We start from the raw sequence: 20,090 nt of genomic DNA, 5'->3' as shown, positions 1-20,090 counted from the left end.
CAAGTTGCACACTTTACATATGAATGGAGGCTTCAGATGGGTTCTGTCATCAAGAAGCGCCGCAAGCGGATGAGCAAGAAGAAGCACCGCAAACTGCTGCGTAAGACTCGTCATCAGCGTAAGTAGTAGCTGTTTGGCGCGCCTGCCCGTTTGGGCACGTAACACTTTTGAAAGCGTTGGATTTTTCCAGCGCTTTTTTTATTGCGATTGAAGACTGCAATGATTGAAGAATGTAAAAAATTTCCCGAAAATGTACGTAAAACAGTGGATTTTACGTACATTCTCGGGAAATGATTGGTTAAATTTAGATATGCAGTTTACTTATTTGGGTTTGTGAGTGTGCGAGGTCCGTTTGGATCACCAACAATCACAGTGTCAACCATATTCAAGAACAATCCGTGTTCTACAACGCCAACAGTCTCAATCAAATCCTTAGCAAGCTCTTGCGGGTGCTCAATGCGCTCCAAGTGCAAGTCAACAACAAAGTTATTTTCGTCTGTACGCACTTCCTTGCCATCTGCATCAAGACGCAAAACTGGCTTGTATCCGCGCTTTTCAAACTTGCGAATCACTTGTGCAGATCCGAATGGAATTACCTCAACGGGAAGCGGGAACTTGCCGATTGTATCAACTACCTTGCTGGCGTCCACAATCCAAACGATTTTATCGGAGTTAATTGCAACAATCTTCTCCCAGAGCAAGGCTGCGCCGCCGCCCTTAATGCCGTTAAAGTTCTTATCGACTTCGTCTGAACCATCAATAGTAACGTCAATATGGTCAACATCGTTAATGTCAAGAATCTTAATGCCGTAGCCCTCTGCCTGCTCTTGCGTGCGTCGAGAAGTTGTGACACCAGTGAAGCTCAAGCCTTCTTCTTTTACTCTGCGACCGAGTTCGTCTACAAGAAAACGAACAGTAGAGCCGGTTCCAAGTCCAACCATCATGCCATTTTGTACAATCTTTGCGGCCTCAATGCCAGCTGCCTTCTTAAGAGCATCTTGCTGTGCTTTATCCATTTGTGCCTACTTTCTTATCTTTCTTGTTGGCGTGGCTAAAATATCAGCGCGTTTATAGCGTTTTTACCAACCGCCACTTATTTCATACATACTACATATTAGTCTGCGTTCAGATTTTATTCTGTTTGGTTTGCAGCTTTTGTTTGAATATAAAACTCGGTTGGATCTAGTTTAAGAGTGCCATCTGGCTGAACATATCCGCTTACTTGTATGTTTCCTAATACGTATCGTGGTTGACCATTAAAGCTTGGGCTCGTATTTGGAGCAGGTGTGAATTGTAATGTTCCAGATACACATAATCCTGGCACTACTTGATATTTTTGTTCTGATTTATTTTGAGATTGTTTATTTTTACGCGACTCGTCGGATGCTTTCGATTCATCCTGTGTATTAATGTTACGCGTAGTTGAATCGTTAGCAACGCTGTTATCGGAGTATTTAATGGCATCATCATCGGATGTTTCACGTTTTGTTTCACGATGAAAATCGCCTTTAAAATCAGGATTAATATCCTTACCAACGCATCTTCCTATGTGATATTCTGCATCAGAAATCTTGCCGTCTAAAAGCATTTTTGCGTCTTCTGGTACATCAACACCGTCTGCATATGTAGAAGAAATCAACGATTTCCATCCTTCTAATGGCAAATATCCATCCTTCAATCTGCTACGGCAATCTTCAGCATAAGTTCTAGCCAGCTCATCAACTTTTTCGTTTCCAGCGTTTCCAGCGTGTCCCTTAACCCAGACGAACTTAACGGAGCCTTCGCGTTTAGTAATCTCCGAATCGATTGCGCGAATCAAATCTGCGTTTTTTACAGGCTCTTTTTTGGAGTTCTTCCAACCGTTCTTCTTCCACCCGTGAATCCACGTGGTTGAGCAGTTTATAGCGTATTGCGAATCAGTTTCGATTGTAAGATCCTCGCTTCCAGGGTGTGCTCTCAACGCTTCGAGTACTGCGCATAACTCACCGATTTGATTCGTGCCATTTGTAGCTCCGCCTGCATCCGCGTTTCCTGCATGTTGATGCTCGTGCGTGCTTCCTGCTTCATCAGTGTGGTCTGCCCAAGCCCAACCCATTGATCCATTTGGATTTCCAAGTGCTGAACCATCGGTAGAAACAACAATCATCACAAAACCTTTCAAAAATGCGCCGGTTGCAGATTGCAACCAGCGCAATTAGTAGATTCTTTACTTACGAAAGATTATTACGTTACGCTAAAGCCTTGTCTACTACTGCAGTAGCTTCCTCAAGCACCTTGTCAAGTGCTTCTGGAGAAACGAAGGACTCAGCATAAACCTTGTAAATATTCTCGGTACCAGATGGGCGAGCGGCGAACCAATTGTTCTTAGTCGTCACCTTCAAGCCGCCAATCTTTGCGCCGTTTCCAGGAGCTTCCGTAAGCTTTGCGGTAATATCTTCGCCAGCGAGCTTAGTTGCTTCAACATCGTTGCCACTTAGAGCCGCAAACTTCTGCTTTTGCTCAAGAGTTGTTGGAGTATCTACGCGCTTGTACCAGCTTTCTCCAAAGCGAGCAACCTGATCTTGGTGAAGCTGAGCAGGGTTCTTGCCAGTCTTTGCAGTAATTTCTGCAGCGAGCAAATCAGGAATCAAACCATCCTTATCGGTAGTCCACACGCGGCCGTCTTTGCGCAAGAAGCTCATGCCAGAGCTTTCCTCGCCGCCGAAAGCAACTTCGCCGCTAAAGAGTGGGTCAACGAACCACTTGAAGCCAACAGGAACTTCCACAAGCTTAGCGTTAATCGAAGCAGCTACGCGGTCGATCAATGAAGAAGACACAAGCGTCTTGCCGATAGCAGTATTCTTTGGCCAATCTGGGCGAGCGCCGCCGAACAAGTACTCCACGCACACTGCAATGTAGTGGTTCGGGTTCATAACGCCCCAATTCGGGCACACGATACCATGGCGATCGGCATCTGGATCAGTGCCTCCAACCAAATCGTACTTATCCCAAGCGCCAGCGTTAAGCTGATCAACTAAGCCCTTCATCGCGTAAGGGGAGCTTGGATCCATACGAATCTTGCCATCGTGGTCAATAGTCATGAATCGCCAAGTTGGGTCAACTTCTGGACGCACAACGCCAATGTTTAAACCGTACTTTTCGTTCATAAGTGGCCAGTAGTTTACGCTTGCTCCGCCGAGTGGGTCAATTCCCAAACGCACGCCGCTAGAGCGAATCACATCGAAATCGATTACGTTAGCCAAATCGCTAACGTAGTGCTCGCGGTAATCGAAGCCTTCAACCAAATCAGACTTGATTGCCTCCTCGAAAGGCACGCGCTTAACGGACTTGTAGTTGTCAAGCAATTCGTTTGCGCGAGCTGCGATTGCGTTAGTTACGTCTGCTGGGGCAGGGCCGCCAGTTACAGGGTCGTACTTAAAACCACCGTCGGTTGGAGGATTGTGCGAAGGAGTGACGACAATGCCATCAGCCAAGCCGTCTCCGCTAAAACGCTGAGTGCCGTCGGCTGCGCGATTATGCGTCAAAATAGCCTGAGAAACAACAGGAGTTGGCACGAAATCGCCGCGAGAATCCACGCGAACGTGAACTCCGTTAGCAACCAAAACCTCGATAGCGGTTTTTTGAGCAGGCTCAGAAAGAGCATGCGTATCGCGACCAATATAAAGAGGACCAGTTACGCCAGCCTTCTTGCGATATTCAGCAATAGCTTGAGTAATAGCCACAATATGAGCTTCGTTAAACGAAGTTTTTAAAGCAGAACCACGGTGACCGGACGTACCGAAAATCACGCGCTGTTCTGGAATATTGGAATTTGGAACTTCATCATAGTAAGCGCCAACCAAAGCATCGACGTCTACTAGATCTTCTGGGGTGGCGGGCATTCCCGCATTTTTTGCTACCATAATTTTTTATTTTGCCACGGCGACGGTATTTTAAGATAAGTCGGCGGTATTTTGAGTCAAAGAAGATTGTAAACTCTCTGGTATGCGCACGCATAGAGCCTGTTTGTCTACGCTAAAACGCAAGTGTTTTGTGTAGCCCAAAATATCTCCATCAACTTGCACAGGAGCAGATCGTTCTATCTTGACTTCTGCCTCAACACCTTGCGATTGGTCGATTTTAGAGTTTGTAGAAAGCGGACTTTGCTGTGCTTTTCCTGTAACGGTTTGGTGTACAACGTCTCCAAATAGGTTAGCCCATCCAATTAATCCGCCAGATGTGTCAATAATTTCGAAGTCTAATATTCCATCATCGTAAACGGCTTCTGGCATTAAAGAAAGCATTGGTATTTGTCCACAATTACCAGCCATAAGTGTGCGGAATGATATTCCTCTAGCTGTGTGATTTGTACCGTTTTCTCTAATAAAAGTAACGTCTCCGCGGTATTTTGACGCAAATAAGTGTTTAACGCCAGCAACAAAGTATGCAAGCCAGCTTATGTTCTTTTTAAGCGCAGGATTAGTGTCGTCTATCATAAGAGCGTCGAAGCCAATTCCTGCAATAATCAAAAATGCGTGACCATGGTCTTCATACGGCTTGTCGAGTATAAAAACACGCCCAACGTCAACTTTTTTAGATCCGTGGCTTGTTGCAACTCTTAGTGCTGCTTGAACATCATCTACTGGAATACCCATGTTGCGCGCAAATAAGTTCCCTGTGCCAATTGGAATTATTCCCATCGCGTGGTTCGTGCCAGAAACCGCACTCGCAACCGTTCTAACAGTGCCATCTCCACCAACTGCCACAACAACATTTGCGCCGTTTTTTAAGGCTTCGAGTGCGCATTCTCGCCCGTCTTTATTTAATTGAGTGTCTATTATTTCGTATGTGAAATTGTGTGATTTGCAATATTCTTTAATGTCAAGTCTATATTGTTCTGCTTGAGGTTTAGACGGGTTTAGTATGAAAGCGTAATGTACACTATCTCCGTGTCGCTCTGCGAGTTTTTCTGCTAAATGATGCTTTTTCAAGGCGCGCGTAACTATCATAATGATGAAAGGCGCAAGTACTAGCGCAAAAACAATCATCATTAACGCAATCGTCGCTTGAATTGGCATATCTGGCATATTTATTATTCTTGCACATATCTTTAATATATGGTGATTATTTTTAGAATATTTGCGAATATTTGATTACTTTTCACATTTTCATCACGTATTGAGCATATTTTTTATTTTTGGCTCGCATTTCTATTATTTATTTCTATTATTTCTATTTACATGTTTTACATTCCTTATGTGAGTTATATGCTACGCAAGTGCTAAACTTGCCACATGCGATTTTTGTTCCATTAATCGAGCAGGGGTTTAAGAGTATGTCCGAGTTAGAACATAATAATCCAGACGTTTTTGAGTCTGAAAATATTGATAATATTGCTAATAATATAGACGTAAACAGTGTAGATAATGACAATATTGACAATAACAATATAAATCAGACTGCTGTTTTAAAGAATCGTCATAAGTCGAACAAGTCTGCACTGGTTCTTTTATATTCTTTGGTCATATTCGTTATACTCTTAGTTTGCGCTTTTCTTGGCACACAAGCGTATTTCCATGATCGTGTTGCCCCTGGTGTACATTTTGCTGGAAGTAGTCAAATTGTTGGCGCTCAGTTGGCAGCGGTTTCTAAAAATGTAGATAATGCTGTTGATAGCACCAAAATAGAAATTAAAGATGATCGTGGTAAAACAATCAACGCGAATTTTGAAGACTTGTACGTCAAAGTAGATAAGAGCGCAACGGTTAAAAATATAATGCGATCTAAGCATGATAACGCGTTTACAATGCTTATGCCTTGGGTTCAGAAGAATGTCGCTTTGCAAGCAACTCGAAACGACATGGATATGGATGCGTATATCATCAAGAAATTTGTTAACGATAAAGATCGTGCAATGCCTTATACGGCAAAATACGATTCTGGTTCTGAATCTTATGTGGTGGAAGATGGTGTTCCAGGTCGTACAGTAATAACATTGCCTGTTCGTGAGGCTGTTAAAAAATCGCTTGAAAATCCTGGTAAAACAGTAAAAGTTACTATTGAGTCTCGTAGGATTGAAGCACCGATTAAGCGTGATGTTGCTAAGAAAACTGTGGATCAGCTTAATAATATTCTTACCAAGAAAATCACTTTAAGTAATGGCGATTCAAAAGATTTTACGATACCTAGATCTGCAATCGCCTCTTGGATTAAGGTTAATGCTGACGAACAGAGAAAGCAGATTTCGTTTACTGTAGATAGGGAAGCAGTAAATACTTGGCTTTCAAAAGAGCTTGCTAAGAATCTGAACCAGCAGAAAATAGATCAGGAAGACACTTATAATAAGAAGGGTCAGTTCATAATGACCACTCTTAAAGGTGTTAATGGCGTAGAGGTTCGCTATTCAAAGGATGTAGCAAACAAGGTTGTGGATGCTATCGAAAAGGGTACAGACGCAAAGATTACGGTTCCAACAAATGTAGTAAAGTTTGCTGTTGAAAAGAAGATTGTTGAGATGCGTATTGTGGTTGATAAAACCACGCAGACAGTAAGCGTTTACAAAGATGATCAATTAATACGAACAATGCCAGTTTGCACGGGCTCCAATGGATATTACGAGACGCCAAATGGAACATTCCACATTTACTTACGTTATGACGTTCAAGCTATGCAAGGATTTAATAGGGATGGTTCTAGATACTATTTGCCTGGAATTACTTGGGTTAGCTACTTTAACGGTGGAATTTCATTCCATACAGCAAGGTGGAATGATGTTGGTATAGCACAAGGATACCCAGCAAAGCATGGTTCTCACGGCTGCATTAATATGTACGAGCAGGATTCTAAGTGGGTGTACGACAATTGCCCGCGTGGAACAATCGTACAAGTGGTTGGCGAGCAGCCAGATGGTCCAGTTCGTCAATAATTCATTACAATAGTGAGTTATAGATTTTATAAAAGTTATAAAATTCATAAAAGCGAGTAACAATTTGGCTAAATTGGATGACAATAACGCTGTAAGAGGCGGCGAACAAGCCAAGCAAGAATGTGATTCTCCAGCTGTAGCTAGAAGAATAAGCAGTACGCCTATTCAAGTGCGAGTTACAGCCACGCTTTTTGATGCTCCTTCGGATGAAGAGCGTATAGATAAAAAGCCGCCTTTTATTCGATTTGTCAGAAAACTTGTTACATCAAGCGTTGGATTTTGGATGCGTGTAAGCGGTAAGATTATGCGCCGTTTGGGTTGGTTCCCAAGCGTTGAGCCTTATATTGGTTATGGAACTGATAATTATGCTCGTCTGATTTGCCGTACGGTTCTTGCTCCTAAAGCTGGGCATCATTCTGTTTTGAAGCGCGGAATATATGCGATGCTTGTTGTTCCTGCTGTTAGGATTCGTGTTTCTTTAAGCATTGATGGTGTTCCTGTTGAATCTGCGCAAGTTGGTGATTCGTCTGTGTACGATAAGCCAGATGCTAGTTTCAACAGTGGTGCTGAATATTGTGTTTCAGACTGTTCTGGTTATCTTGATTTGATTACTGAAAGATCACTTAATGTTGGTGAACATAAAGTGTCTTACAAAGTAGATAATCGTGAGCCTGTTGATGCAAGCATGTTTGTTATTTCTGAAAAATCTACTTTGGGAATAATTTCCGACGTTGATGACACTATTATGGTCACTCAGGCTCCTTCTCCGCTAAGAGCAGCTTACAATCTGCTTATTATGAATCCAGAGCACAGGCATGCTGTTAAGGGTATGAATCATTTCTTTAATAAGATTCGTGATTTTGTTCCTAACGCCCCGTTTTTCTATCTTTCAACTTCTCCTTGGAATGTGGAAGCTTCTATACGACACTTCATTTCGCGTGAAGGTTTTCCATCTGGACCGCTTCTTCTTAGAGATTTAGATCCTAGACCTAAGACTTTTGTGCCGACTGGTCCTCAGCATAAGCTTGAGTTTGCTCAGCAGCTTATGGATGATTTTCCAGGTATGAGATTTGTGCTTATTGGTGATGATGGTCAGAAGGATCCAGCTACTTATGCGAGTATTATAAAAAAATTCCCTAATCGAGTTTTAGCGGTAGGCATAAGACAGCTTAAGGTCAATTCAACTATGACCGATTTTAGGAGAGCAATGTCTAAGGATTTTGGGGTTACTCTTGCGTCTTCTAGAATTGCAAGCGTTGGTGATGGTAATTTTGTTAATGCTAAAGGTGCTGCTGGAACTTTTGAAGGTGTCCCATTTTTTGCAGCTCCAGATGGTGAATCTTTGAAAGATATTATGATTCCATTTATTATGGATGCTGTTTAATGTTGTGTAGTTGATATTGTGTAATTGTGCAGAATTTTTATGTTTTCTATGTGTTGTAAAGGTTATAAATGCAAGATAGTTCGCTAAAAGTCGGTGAGTTTGATTCTTTAAATAAGGCTGCTGGTTTTAAGCCTATGCCTGCTACAAAAGTTGATTATGTTCGTGAGTTTCACAATGATGTGTTTGTAGATGAATATGCTTGGATGAAGGATAAAGAGAGCAAAAGACTTCGTGAATATATTGATTCTCAAAACAAGTACACTGAACAACGCGTTTCTAGGTTAGATTCTTTACGTAAACAACTGTTTAATGAGATGAAATCGCGTATTCAAGAAACGGATATGTCTGTTCCAACAAGAATGGACGGATATTGGTATTATGTGCGTACCGTAGAAGGTAAACAGTACGGGATTCAATGCCGAATGCCTGTTAAAAATGAGAATGACTGGGATCCGCCAGTTATAGATGAACGCGCAAATCCTGGAGAAACAGAAGGCGAAGAAATTATTTTTGACGCCAACAAAGAGGCATCGGAATTTGGTGGAGATTTCTTCCAACTTGGAGGAATGGATATTAGTTTAGACGGCACGAGAATGTTGTTTGGTGTCGATACTAAGGGTGATGAAAGATTCGATTTTTATATTCGTGATTTTTGCAAAAGTAGCAATGATTTTATAACACTTCCAGATTGCATAAAAGGCATATCTTCTGCGCTTTTAACACCAGACGGGAAATGGGTTTTTTATGTGACTTTAGACAGCGCATGGCGACCATACCAAGTGTTTAGACATAAAATTGGAACTTCTGTAGAAGATGATGTAAAAGTTTTTGAAGAATTGGATGCGAGATTTTTTGTTAGCGTTTACGAAAGTTTCGACGAACGTAGCATTATGATAAACAGCAGCTCAAAAACAACTTCGCGCGTATTAATGCTTCCATTAAGCACTCCAGAAGCAGATTTTAAGATGGTGTTAAAGCCTATAAAAAACGTGGAATACGATGTTTCTTTCGCATGCTTTGAAAATGCTGGAGATGATGGTAAAGATATTCCACTCATGTTTGTAAGCCACAATCTTAAAAATCCTAATTTTCAGATTGACGTTATAGATTTGCGAAAGCGATCTATGGAATCAATGCCATTTAACATTGGCGAAGGCGATTGTGTTGTTCAGGGATCTCCTTACGGCTGCAAAAATGGTGATTTATTAGAACCAGGAGCCAGCAAAAAAGCAGTTAGTGAACCGTATTACAATAGCAAAAATCCTAAGATTTTACAGGGAACTTGCGGATTGAGCATTGATGGTTTAAGCGTTTATAAGAATTATGTGGCTCTTTCTTTCCGAGCGAATGGCTTGCCTCAGCTTGCTGTTATGCCTAAAAGCAATGCTGTTGAAGATTTTAATGCTGGACGACCTTGGCGTTTTATTAGGGTTGGGGCAGAAGGTTTTATAAAGGAAACAGCGGAAGAGTGGCAACCAACCGATGTTGTAAAAGATAATTTGTCTGATTTGTCTGATTTATCTATCCAAAATCAAAATCAAAACACCGCTCGAATTGAACTATCTAAAATAACCAATGAACAAGCTAAAAATAGTCGTGTTTACCTTATTGGAGCAACTGGTAATCCTTCTTACGAAGCTCCAAGAATGCGTTATTCTTGTTCAAGCTATGCGACACTAGGGTCTTTGCGTGAAATAGATCCTATTACAGGCAAAGACGTTTTGCTTAAGCGTGGGAAAATTCTAGGCGATTTTAACGAAAATGACTACGCAGAAAAACGAGTGTGGATTACTGTCCGAGATGGAGAGCGCGTACCCGTATCCCTAGTGTGGCGTAAAAACACTGTGGCTAAATCACAAGCAATGTTCATCACCGCTTACGGAGCTTATGAAATAAGCAGCGACCCGTATTTTTCTGTGGCGCGTCTAAGCATGCTGGATAGAGGAGTGCTGTTCGTACAAGTGCATGTGCGAGGCGGCGGAGAAATGGGTCGTGCGTGGTATGAGAATGGTAGGCGTCGCAACAAAAAACACACGTTTGAAGATTTTGTAGACGTTACGCGCGCTTTGCAACAAGCTGGGTATGCTGATGCGAATCAGACTGTTGCAAATGGTGGTTCTGCAGGCGGCCTTCTTATGGGCGCTGTAGCAAATATGGCTCCGCAATGCTACGCGGGAATCGAAGCTGATGTTCCGTTTGTTGATGCGCTTACGTCTATGCTAGACGACTCGTTGCCGCTTACTGTTACAGAATGGGACGAATGGGGAGACCCATTGCATAATGCGCAAGATTACGCTTATTTAAAGTCTTACACGCCTTACGAGAATGTGCCTGAACATGTTGAGCCAGGTGAGTTTCCAAAGATTCTTATAACTTCTTCGATTAACGACACTCGCGTTCTTGTTACGGAGCCTCTTAAGTGGCTTGCTCGTTTGCAGGCTGCAGGTGCGGACGCGATTGCGCGCATTGAAACAGATGGCGGTCACGGTGGAAGCTCTGGCAGGTACAAAAAGTGGGAGGAAGTTTGCTATGAAAACGCATGGTGTTTAGATGCCATGGGTATTTCGTAGAATATTTTTAAAACACATTGGAGGCTGATTGTGGTAAGAATTAAGCCAGATAAGCCCTACACGGAAGACCTTCCTTTAACGCATACAGCGTTATTTAAGCAAGTGCCACTCGATCAAGCGAGGGAGCTTCTCGAGCATTTGCATGAGTCGGTTTTTTCTAAGGGGCAGGCGATTTTTAACGAAGGAGATACTGATCGCCGCATGTATCTGCTTGAGCGTGGACGGGTTAAGCTTGTACGCCATTCAAGGGATAATCGTGTGCAATTGCTTAGTATCCACACGCACGGTGAGATTCTTGGAGAGATTCCTGTTTTTGACCCGTTCGGCGGTCCGCGTACAGCTTCTGCAATAGCAATTACAGATAGAACTCGCGTATTATGGCTAGAAAACGAAGTTCTTTTTAAGTGGCTTGGCCATCATCCTAGGGTTGCTGTAGACATGCTTCAGGTTTTAGCTGCACGTTTAAGAGCAAATAATGAGCATATTTCTGATCTTGTTTTTATGGACGTTCCAGCTAGATTGGCTAAAACGCTTTTAAACCTTGCTTCTAGGTTTGGAGAACCTGTTAGGGAAGGTGTGCTTGTTCCTCACGATTTAACACAAGAAGAACTTGCTCAACTTGTTGGGTCTTCTAGAGAAACAGTTAATAAAGCGTTGATGGATTTTGCTCAGAGGGGTTGGATTAAAAGGCACGGTAGGTCAATTATTATTTACCAACCTGGAATGTTGATTCGCAGAGCAGAAAGATAAATTGCGATTTTTGCGTGCCGCAACGTAGAGGCAAACCTCTAGAATAGTTCGCATGCCTAAGAAGAAATCCCTCACAACTCGTCGCGTGTTAGCACTGTTTCTTACGTACATCACATTGTGTGTTGCAGGTGGTGTAGTATCAAGTATTTTATTTGTGCCAGGAGTGATGAGCGTAAACAGTGTGGTCAAGTCTGTTGTGCCTTCTCTTAGAGTTGATGGCATTGATTTTGACGTTACGGCTTTACCTCAAAAGTCGCGTTTATACGCTTCTGATGGCAAAACAGTTATAGCAACATTTTATGCTCAAAATCGCACTGTTGTGCCATTAAGACGCATATCGCAATACATGCAGCAGGCAATGGTTGCGCGTGAGGATCGTAGGTTCTTTGAACATTCAGGCGTTGATGTGCAAGGCGTTATGCGTGCGTTTGTGCAAACATTTATTAAAAAGTCTGATATGCAAGGTGGATCGTCTTTAACACAGCAATACGTTAAGAATGTTCTTATGATCAAAGCTAGAGAAGACAATGATCCTATTTCGGAATATCATGCTGCAGAAAGTACTGTTGCTAGAAAATTGCGAGAAATGTTAATCGCAATCCAAATGGAGAAAAAATACTCTAAGCTAGAGATTTTACAGGGATATTTAAACGTTGCACAGTTTGGTAGTAATAATCTTTACGGTGTAGAAACTGCTGCAAAACGCTATTTTAATACCACTGCAGCCAATCTTAATCTTGTTCAAGCTGCGACTATTGCAGCAATCACAAAGAATCCTTCTAGGTACGATCCTTCTATTGAAGAAAATCAGCCTGAATCACAGAAGCAAAGAAATATAGTTCTTGATTTAATGCTTCGACAAAACTTTATAAGTCAAAAAGAACATGATGATGCGGTTGCAACACCAATTAAAAGCACTCTTAATATTCAGCATGAAGTTGCTAACGTCGGTTGCCAGGCTGCTGGAGATGCAGCATTCTTCTGTGATTATGTTACTAAGAAAATCTTGAATTCTAGAGAATTTGGCAAAACAACTGTAGCAAGGCAGAAGCTGCTTAACGAAGGCGGATTAGACATTTACACAACAATGGATATTCTTGCAAACTCTTCTGCAATGGATACAGCTAGGGCTACTGTTCCAATAAACGATCCAAGCGGTTTTGAAGTTTCGATTGCTGCTATTAAACCTGGAACTGGAGAAGTACTTGGATTTGGAAGCAACCGTATTTACGATGCTACAGATGCAGCAAAATCAGACCCTACGCACACTGCGATTAACTACGCTGTAGACGAGCGAGACGGCGGCGGCTTAGGCTGGCAGATTGGTTCTACGTGGAAGCCAATTAACATTGTTGCTTGGCTGCTTGCTGGAAAGTCGATTAATCAGCCTCTAAGAACAAGCATGCTTTATAACAACACTGATTTTTCTTGCGCAAGGTATCGTGGAATTGGCCGCTGGTCTGTTCAAAACTCTGGTGGCGGTAGTGTTAGCCCAGAAACGCCTTTAATGGGTCTTGTTCATTCTCATAACACTATTCAGGCTGCTATGGGTGCTCAGCTTAAGCTGTGTGCAGTGGCAGAGGCTGCGAAAACACTTGGGTATCACAATTCGCCACTGGGTCAAGAAGATGTGTTCTCTAAGAACTCGTTCAATCCTCCTATGTTGATTGGTGCTGTGCAAGCTTCGCCGCTAACAATGGCTAATGTTTTTGCAACTATTGGCGCTAATGGTGTTCAATGTGATCCTATAGCAATTAAGCGAGTAGTAGACAAAAATGGCAAGCGACTTCGTGTTCCTAGTGCGCATTGCCATCAAGCTATTCCAAAGAAGATTGCTCAAACTGTTGCATACGCTATGAATCAAGGTGTTGTTCAGCCAAGTGGTGTTGCTCATGGCGCGCAACTAGAAGGCGGTCGTAAGACTTTTGCTAAAACAGGTACGAACGAGCAATACTACATGACTACTGCTGGATTTGTGCCAAATAAGGTTTCTGCTTTTGTTGCCGTTGGAAATGCGGAAGTACAAAAGAGCTTTAGCAATATGAGAATTAATGGCGTCTACCACAGCACATGGTATGGTACCTACATTGGTATGCCTGCTTGGAAAAAGTTTATGGATACGTACCTAAAGGCATCTAACACGCCTATGGATAACGATTACGGAAAACCAGATCCAAAGTATATGGCTGGTGGAAAGATGCCGTCATTAACTCCGCAAATGCGTCAGGAAGATTATGCAGAGCAACAGCGTAAGCGCGATGAGGATGCTCGTAGACAGGCGGCTCAAGATCAGGCTCAGGCTCAGGCAAATCAGGGTGCGGCTTCGACAGATCCTGCGACTGGTGGATCGTCGGTTACTGGCGATGGAAGAACGAGTACATCTTCTGGTTCTACGTACGGTAATACGGATGGAACAGGAGACACATCTTCTGACGGTAATTAAGCTTCATCTGGTTAGTTGAAAATATTATTAAAAAATCAGCTGGCATTGAGGTATTGTGCGAATACTTCGATACCAGCTGATTTATTGTAATTTATTGTTATCTATTCTGGTTTTTTTTTTAATCTACATCAGCTGAAACTGCATCTTTAACTGTTTCAAACCCATCTTTTCTGAGTAAATCAGCAAGTCCGCGCTTTAGAACAGTTATTTGCTGAGGACCTCTATACATAAGAGAAGAAACGAACATAACTAGGTCAGCTCCACTTCTAATCTTTTCATAAGCTTGTTTTGCAGTAAATACGCCACCTATTCCAGCAATAGCAAAGCGAGACCCAAACTCGCTTCTAGTGCGCTTAATAAGCTCATTGCTTGCATTGTAAGTTGGAGCCCCAGAAATTCCACCTTTCCAATCTGCTGGAATATTCAATCCTTCGCGGTTCTTTCGCAGATTTGCAATGCTCACGCCATCAACCTTGTGTGCGCTTAAAACGTCTAACAAAGACTTAAATTGAGGCCATCCGCCTTTTAGATTCAAAGGCATTTTTACAAGAGTTGGCTGAGGGCGATCAACTTTATCTAAAACATTAAAAAGCTTATCTAAAGCTTCTGGCTCGCTAAAAGGCTCGCCAGCCATAGTGTTTGGACAAGAAATGTTAACCTCAATCATGGAGCTTTTGCCACTTGCTCGCTCCATAGATATGCGATAATCTTCAATACCTTCGTCTAAATCACCAACAAGATTATCATTGGTACGCGCAATGCTCACAGAAACACGCATGCTTTTAGCATTAGTCCACGCTTTTTCCACTCTAGGAATCACAAACTCGCTGCCATCGTTAGCAAGACCCGCATGAACAAGAAGAGAATCATATTGCGGAAGCCTATGATACCAAGGTTTAGCGTTTCCTTCGCATGGGCGGGCAGTTGTGGAGCCAACTGTTTCAAAACCAAAGCCAGCGTTGTCTAGAACTGTGCACAAATCGCAGTTTTTATCGAGTCCTGCGCTTAATCCAAATGGATTCGCAAAATCCACTCCCATAACTCGCGTTTCTAAAATTGGATCCGTGTAATTGAGCATTTGCCGCAAAAGCCACATTAATCCAGGAATGCGCTCACTCGTCTTGCAAAATGCAATCATTCGGTCGTGTGCTTCGTCTGGTGGAATGTTAAACACTAAGTGTGGTTTAATTACATGCTTATAGCTAAAGGTGAATAAGTCTGTTGCAGCTTTGTTCACAGCATTGTGTAAAGAATTTTCAGATACATAACCCATAACTCAATATTATACGACATTCAATATTATGCGACTTTACGCTTTTTGTTGTTGATTTTGGTGTGTTGAGTTACAAAATGCGGAGTTGTTTTCCCGAGTTTGTACCAAATTCGACCTAAATCACGTACAATCTCGGGCAGGTCCTGTCGTTCGCGCGGTTAATCCGTGCGAACGACGACCTGCCTTTGCGAATGGTATAGCAGCACAGCTATATTTGTGAGTTATGCCTACTTATGATTTGGGACTAGAACGCGTATCGCTTGAATTTGCAACAAAAACTATTTTTAGAAATGTGACTCAAGGCGTTTTTGAGGGAGACCGTATAGGAATTGTTGGAAAAAACGGAGACGGAAAATCCACGCTTCTTAAGCTTCTTGAGGGTAGTATGGACCCAGATTCTGGCAGAGTTACGCGTAGAAGCGGATTGACATTTGGCATTTTAAGCCAGCGAGATCCACTGGACGATAATGCTACAGTTCGCCAAGCTGCATTGGAGAATCGACAGGATTATGAGTGGGCTGCTGATTCAAAGTCTCGCGAAATTGTTGAGGCTCTTCTTGGCGGAATCAATCTTGAAGCTAAAGTTGGTACGCTTTCTGGAGGTCAGCGTAGGCGTGCGGATTTGGCTAGGTTGCTGTTGCATGATTGGGATATTTTGGCTTTGGATGAGCCTACGAATCATCTTGATGTGCTTACAATTCATTGGCTCGCAGAGCATCTTTTGCACAGGTGGCAAGACGGGCAGGGCGCGCTTTTGCTCGTTACGCACGACAGGTGGTTTTTAGACGAAGTTTGCTCTTCTATGTGGGAAGTTCACGATGGAGCAATCGACCCGTTTGAAGGCGGATACAGTGCGTACATGATGCAGCGCGTTGAGCGCGAACGTCAGGCGGATGTTCGCGAGGAGCGCAGGCGGAATTTGGCTCGTAAAGAGCTTGCGTGGCTTTCTAGAGGTGCTCGCGCGCGTTCTACTAAGCAAAAGTTTCACGTTAAGCAGGCTCGCGAGCTTATAGCAGACGTTCCGCCAATGCGAGATACTCTTGAGTTGAAGAGAATGGCAACTTCTCGTCTTGGTAAGCAAGTTGTTGATTTGATTGATGTTACGCAAATTTTTGAAGATTCGTCAAATCCTGCTGGAGCCGATGCAGATATTGTAAAATCACCATTTTCTCAGCCTACACATGTTGGTAGCGTTACGATTTCTGTAGAAGAATCTCCAGAAGCACCATTAAAAGAAACATGTGCCGCATCGCAAAAAAAGATTAGCGGCCGCATGCTTTTAGACAATCAAACGTGGTTAATAGGACCTGGAGACCGATTCGGTATAGTCGGAGCTAATGGCGCTGGAAAATCAACGCTTTTAAGCATAATCGACGGCTCTTTGCATCCAACTAAAGGGCACGTAAATATTGGTAAAACTGTAAAATTTGCTGTGCTTTCTCAACGATTAGAAGAACTGGAAAAGCTTGGAAAATATAAAGTCAAAGAGGTTTTGAGTAGATATAAACCAAGCTACATAATCGACGGCAAAGAAGTGACTCCTGGTCAACTTATGGAGAGACTTGGTTTTAAACCAGAGCAACTTATGACACCAATTGCAGATCTTTCGGGCGGCCAGAAACGCCGCATGCAATTGCTTTTGATTCTTCTAAACGAACCAAATGTGTTGATAATGGACGAGCCTGGAAACGATCTAGACACCGACATGCTTGCAGTTATGGAAGATTTACTTGACACTTGGCCAGGCACTTTGATTGTTGTGTCTCACGATAGATACTTGCTTGAGCGCGTGACCGATCAGCAATTTGCGCTGATTGATGGGAAAATTCGTCATCTTCCAGGCGGAGTTGACGAGTATTTAAAGATTATGGAAGACTATGAGCGTGCAAATATGCAAGAGTCTAAGGCGGGTTTTGAGTCAGAATCTGAAATGAAATCCGAGTCTAAAGAAGGAATTGAATTAGATTCTGATCAAAAGTCTGAGACAAAATTAAGCGGAAAAGCTTACTACGATGCTACTAGAAGAGTTTCAGCAATAGAGCGAAAACTAGAAAGGCTTGAGGAAGAAAAAAGCGAGATTGAGCAAAAAATGGCAAGCCACGATCCTAGCGATTTTGTTGGCTTGCAAGAGCTTAACGAGAAGTTACAGGCGAATCAAAGCGAGTCTAGCGCGTTAGAAGAAGAGTGGCTTACACTTAGTGAGCAAATTTGATACAAAAGTCTACGGTTTTGCATAGCGATTTTGCTCAAGATTAATGCTGCGTGCTAGTTAATGCCGCGTGCTAAATTGTTGAATTATGGCTCAAATTAAGGATATGTTGGAATCTGTAAAACCTATTCGCTTTGATGGCAGAGATGTAGACGAGTTGCGGCCAGTAAAAATCACGCGCAATTTTACAAACGTGCCAGAAGGCTCCGTTTTAATCGAGTGTGGTAACACGCGCGTTATGTGCACTGCCACTTTTACTATTGGAGTTCCGCGTTGGAGGCGAGACACTGGTTTAGGTTGGGTTACAGCCGAATACTCAATGCTTCCAAGAGCCACTGCCGAGCGAACTGATCGCGAGTCTGTTAAGGGCAAAATCGGCGGCCGCACGCACGAGATTAGTCGCCTTATTGGTCGCTGCCTTAGAGGTGTTATAGATATGAAGGCAATGGGCGAGTGTTTGATTCAAATTGATTGCGATGTTCTTCAAGCAGATGGCGGCACGCGTACAGCTTCGATTACGGGTGCATATGTTGCTCTTGTAGATGCTTTGAATTGGGCAGAAAAGCACAAGCATATTCGTAGTGCTAAAAACGTTCTTAAAGACTCTGTTTCTGCTGTTTCTGTAGGCGTGATTAATGGCACTCCAATGCTTGATTTGCCGTATGTAGAAGATAGTCAAGCAATGACAGATATGAATGTTGCTATGACTGGTTCTGGCAATTTTATTGAGATTCAAGGCACTGCGGAGCATCGCCCGTTTAATCGCGATGAGCTTAATGTTTTGCTTGATTTGGCAGCTAAAGGTAATCGTGAGCTTCAGGCTGCTCAGCGCGCTGCTTTAAGTCAAAATTAAATAAAGTTTATATCTATATCTGTTTATTCGATAAATTACTAAGGAGTGGCGAGCGTGAAACTTGTTGTGGCAACGCATAATGAGGGTAAACTCGTTGAAATTAAGCGGATTCTTAACGAAGAGTTTGCGGAAATGTCGGAGCATATTGAGCTTGTTACTGCTGGCTCTTTGGGGCTTCCAGATCCAGTAGAAACAGGCGTGACTTTTGAGCAAAATGCGTTAATCAAAGCTAGAGATGTTTCTTTAAGAACTGGTTTGCCTGCAATAGCAGATGATTCAGGTTTGATTGTAGATGTTCTCGGAGCTGCTCCAGGAATATTGTCTGCGCGTTGGAGCGGTGTTCATGGAGATGATAAGGCGAATAATGAGCTTTTGCTTAAACAGCTTGAAGACATTCCAGATCAGTGTAGAACAGCACGATTCCGCTGTGCTGCAGCTTTAGCTATTCCTAAGGGTTGTGGTGAAACAGAACTTGAAAACAGTATGTGGAAAACAAATGGTTTTGAAACTGTTCGCGTTGGAGAAATGGTTGGTAGACTGATTAGAGTTCCACGTGGAGAGAATGGTTTTGGTTACGATCCGCTTTTTGTACCAGATAATCAGCCTGTTAGAAATGGCATTCAAATGCAGGATTTGACAAGTGCTCAGCTTAGTCAAGAAGAGAAGAACGCCATTTCACACAGGGGCAGTGCGTTACGAGCGCTTTTGCCAGAGTTAAAAGCTATGTTCCTTGGGAAAACTAAGTAAATAAACTAAGCAAACCAGAAGTAAACTAGTTGATTTGTAAAATTGGATTTGCGATTTTTAATCCGTGAACAAATCTTTAGATATGATAATGCGATTTTCAGCAACCTGCTTTAAGTGCTTGCCATAATTGCTTTTACCATATTTTTCTGCCGACTCAAGCAAACGCTCGCGACTAATCCATTGATTCTCGTACGCAATCTCCTCAAGCACTGCGATTGGCAGTCCCTGCGCTCGCTCTATTGTGCGCACAAATTCGCCCGCTTCGTAAAGCGAGTCCATTGTGCCAGTGTCTAGCCACGCGTATCCGCGACCAAGAGTCATAACGTTTAGTGAGCCATTTTCTAAGTACATTTTGTTAAGGTCTGTAATCTCAAGCTCGCCGCGTGCGCTCGGCTTAACTTGTTTTGCAAACTCTGTAACTCTGGAATCGTAGAAGTATAATCCTGTAACAGCATAATTTGATGCTGGGTGTTCTGGTTTTTCTACTATGCTAACTGCTTTGTGATTTTCATCAAATTCCACAACGCCGTATCTTTCTGGGTCGTCTACGTAGTAGCCGAATACTGTAGCACCGTGTTCTACGCGTGCAGCGTGCTTTAGAATAGCTCCCAGGCCATTTCCGTAGAATATATTGTCTCCAAGTACGAGCGCGCAAGAATCGCCGTTTATGAACTCTTCTCCGAGTATAAATGCTTGAGCAAGACCGTCTGGCGATGGCTGAACTTTGTAAGATAAGTTGATTCCAAATTGTTCTCCGCTTCCAAGTAGCCTTTCAAAATTAGGCAAGTCTTGAGGAGTAGAAATCACAAGAATATCTCGGATTCCAGCCATCATAAGCACGCTAAGAGGGTAATACACCATTGGCTTATCGTAAACTGGCAAAAGCTGCTTAGACGTTACTGTAGTAAGTGGGTATAGGCGTGTGCCAGAACCGCCAGCAAGAATAATGCCTTTCAT

At 42.7% G+C, this 20,090-nt stretch carries 15 protein-coding genes; 9 read left to right on the top strand and 6 right to left on the bottom strand.

What is annotated here, in order from left to right; genetic code table 11:
• The first annotated feature begins 36 nt into the window (after window positions 1–36).
• Complete coding sequence (locus HXT24_RS00290) at window positions 37–126, top strand: 30S ribosomal protein bS22 (protein WP_004268639.1); 90 nt, start codon at window positions 37–39, stop codon at window positions 124–126.
• Window positions 127–317: 191 nt separating this feature from the next.
• Here HXT24_RS00290 and rpiA read toward each other — a convergent pair whose 3' ends face one another.
• The 4 genes from rpiA to HXT24_RS00270 form a co-directional block, all read right to left on the bottom strand.
• On the bottom strand, window positions 318–1,016 hold the full coding sequence (gene rpiA / locus HXT24_RS00285) for a ribose-5-phosphate isomerase RpiA (protein ID WP_020761369.1): 699 nt from the start codon (window positions 1,014–1,016) through the stop codon (window positions 318–320).
• Between the two features lie 116 nt (window positions 1,017–1,132).
• Window positions 1,133–2,194 (bottom strand): ribonuclease H family protein, encoded by a 1,062-nt coding sequence (locus tag HXT24_RS00280; protein ID WP_415698620.1) that lies wholly within the window; start codon window positions 2,192–2,194, stop codon window positions 1,133–1,135.
• A gap of 34 nt (window positions 2,195–2,228) precedes the next feature.
• Window positions 2,229–3,902, bottom strand: coding sequence for a phosphoglucomutase (alpha-D-glucose-1,6-bisphosphate-dependent) (gene pgm / locus HXT24_RS00275; protein WP_004125604.1), 1,674 nt, complete (start codon window positions 3,900–3,902; stop codon window positions 2,229–2,231).
• 30 nt (window positions 3,903–3,932) lie between these two features.
• Complete coding sequence (locus HXT24_RS00270) at window positions 3,933–5,066, bottom strand: diacylglycerol/lipid kinase family protein (protein ID WP_422119401.1); 1,134 nt, start codon at window positions 5,064–5,066, stop codon at window positions 3,933–3,935.
• Between the two features lie 248 nt (window positions 5,067–5,314).
• Between HXT24_RS00270 and HXT24_RS00265 the strand changes: the two genes are divergently transcribed.
• From HXT24_RS00265 to HXT24_RS00245, 5 genes are all read left to right on the top strand, one after another.
• Window positions 5,315–6,904: a L,D-transpeptidase gene (locus HXT24_RS00265; protein ID WP_032836524.1), complete on the top strand. Its 1,590-nt coding sequence runs from the start codon at window positions 5,315–5,317 to the stop codon at window positions 6,902–6,904.
• Between the two features lie 64 nt (window positions 6,905–6,968).
• On the top strand, window positions 6,969–8,288 hold the full coding sequence (locus HXT24_RS00260; protein WP_422119400.1) for an App1 family protein: 1,320 nt from the start codon (window positions 6,969–6,971) through the stop codon (window positions 8,286–8,288).
• Window positions 8,289–8,356: 68 nt separating this feature from the next.
• Window positions 8,357–10,858, top strand: coding sequence for a S9 family peptidase (locus HXT24_RS00255; protein WP_422119399.1), 2,502 nt, complete (start codon window positions 8,357–8,359; stop codon window positions 10,856–10,858).
• Between the two features lie 30 nt (window positions 10,859–10,888).
• Window positions 10,889–11,608: a Crp/Fnr family transcriptional regulator gene (locus tag HXT24_RS00250; protein WP_004112109.1), complete on the top strand. Its 720-nt coding sequence runs from the start codon at window positions 10,889–10,891 to the stop codon at window positions 11,606–11,608.
• Window positions 11,609–11,660: 52 nt separating this feature from the next.
• Entirely contained in the window at window positions 11,661–14,051 is a 2,391-nt protein-coding gene (locus HXT24_RS00245) for a transglycosylase domain-containing protein (RefSeq protein ID WP_020761252.1), read from the top strand.
• A 118-nt stretch (window positions 14,052–14,169) separates the two neighbouring features.
• Here HXT24_RS00245 and HXT24_RS00240 read toward each other — a convergent pair whose 3' ends face one another.
• Complete coding sequence (locus HXT24_RS00240; protein WP_004137927.1) at window positions 14,170–15,324, bottom strand: quinone-dependent dihydroorotate dehydrogenase; 1,155 nt, start codon at window positions 15,322–15,324, stop codon at window positions 14,170–14,172.
• Window positions 15,325–15,547: 223 nt separating this feature from the next.
• Here HXT24_RS00240 and HXT24_RS00235 point away from each other — a divergent pair, with 223 nt between their 5' ends.
• The 3 genes from HXT24_RS00235 to HXT24_RS00225 all read left to right on the top strand — a co-directional run bounded on the left by HXT24_RS00235 (window position 15,548) and on the right by HXT24_RS00225 (window position 19,133).
• On the top strand, window positions 15,548–17,536 hold the full coding sequence (locus HXT24_RS00235) for an ABC-F family ATP-binding cassette domain-containing protein (RefSeq protein ID WP_004574991.1): 1,989 nt from the start codon (window positions 15,548–15,550) through the stop codon (window positions 17,534–17,536).
• An 85-nt stretch (window positions 17,537–17,621) separates the two neighbouring features.
• Complete coding sequence (rph, locus tag HXT24_RS00230) at window positions 17,622–18,386, top strand: ribonuclease PH (protein ID WP_004112121.1); 765 nt, start codon at window positions 17,622–17,624, stop codon at window positions 18,384–18,386.
• 54 nt (window positions 18,387–18,440) lie between these two features.
• The gene (locus HXT24_RS00225; RefSeq protein ID WP_410312033.1) at window positions 18,441–19,133 is read left to right on the top strand and encodes a non-canonical purine NTP pyrophosphatase; all 693 of its coding nucleotides are present in this window, start codon (window positions 18,441–18,443) and stop codon (window positions 19,131–19,133) included.
• A gap of 57 nt (window positions 19,134–19,190) precedes the next feature.
• Here HXT24_RS00225 and rfbA read toward each other — a convergent pair whose 3' ends face one another.
• Window positions 19,191–20,090, bottom strand: a complete 900-nt coding sequence (rfbA, locus tag HXT24_RS00220; protein ID WP_004112125.1) for a glucose-1-phosphate thymidylyltransferase RfbA — start codon at window positions 20,088–20,090, stop codon at window positions 19,191–19,193.

It is taken from the genome of Gardnerella sp. DNF00354 (genome assembly GCF_049262755.1).
GTDB lineage: Bacteria > Actinomycetota > Actinomycetes > Actinomycetales > Bifidobacteriaceae > Bifidobacterium > Bifidobacterium vaginale.
Note: the sequence above shows the minus strand (reverse complement) of the source record. Positions and strands in the feature narration are given on the sequence as shown.

Bases quoted from the DNA above. Each gene is read 5' to 3' on its own strand.
- rfbA (WP_004112125.1), bottom strand. From the start codon at position 20,090: ATGAAAGGCATTATTCTTGCTGGCGGTTCTGGCACACGCCTATACCCA.
- HXT24_RS00255 (WP_422119399.1), top strand. From the start codon at position 8,357: ATGCAAGATAGTTCGCTAAAAGTCGGTGAGTTTGATTCTTTAAATAAG.
- HXT24_RS00270 (WP_422119401.1), bottom strand. From the start codon at position 5,066: ATGCCAGATATGCCAATTCAAGCGACGATTGCGTTAATGATGATTGTT.
- HXT24_RS00265 (WP_032836524.1), top strand. From the start codon at position 5,315: ATGTCCGAGTTAGAACATAATAATCCAGACGTTTTTGAGTCTGAAAAT.
- rph (WP_004112121.1), top strand. From the start codon at position 17,622: ATGGCTCAAATTAAGGATATGTTGGAATCTGTAAAACCTATTCGCTTT.
- HXT24_RS00240 (WP_004137927.1), bottom strand. From the start codon at position 15,324: ATGGGTTATGTATCTGAAAATTCTTTACACAATGCTGTGAACAAAGCT.
- HXT24_RS00245 (WP_020761252.1), top strand. From the start codon at position 11,661: ATGCCTAAGAAGAAATCCCTCACAACTCGTCGCGTGTTAGCACTGTTT.
- rpiA (WP_020761369.1), bottom strand. From the start codon at position 1,016: ATGGATAAAGCACAGCAAGATGCTCTTAAGAAGGCAGCTGGCATTGAG.
- pgm (WP_004125604.1), bottom strand. From the start codon at position 3,902: ATGGTAGCAAAAAATGCGGGAATGCCCGCCACCCCAGAAGATCTAGTA.
- HXT24_RS00235 (WP_004574991.1), top strand. From the start codon at position 15,548: ATGCCTACTTATGATTTGGGACTAGAACGCGTATCGCTTGAATTTGCA.
- HXT24_RS00290 (WP_004268639.1), top strand. From the start codon at position 37: ATGGGTTCTGTCATCAAGAAGCGCCGCAAGCGGATGAGCAAGAAGAAG.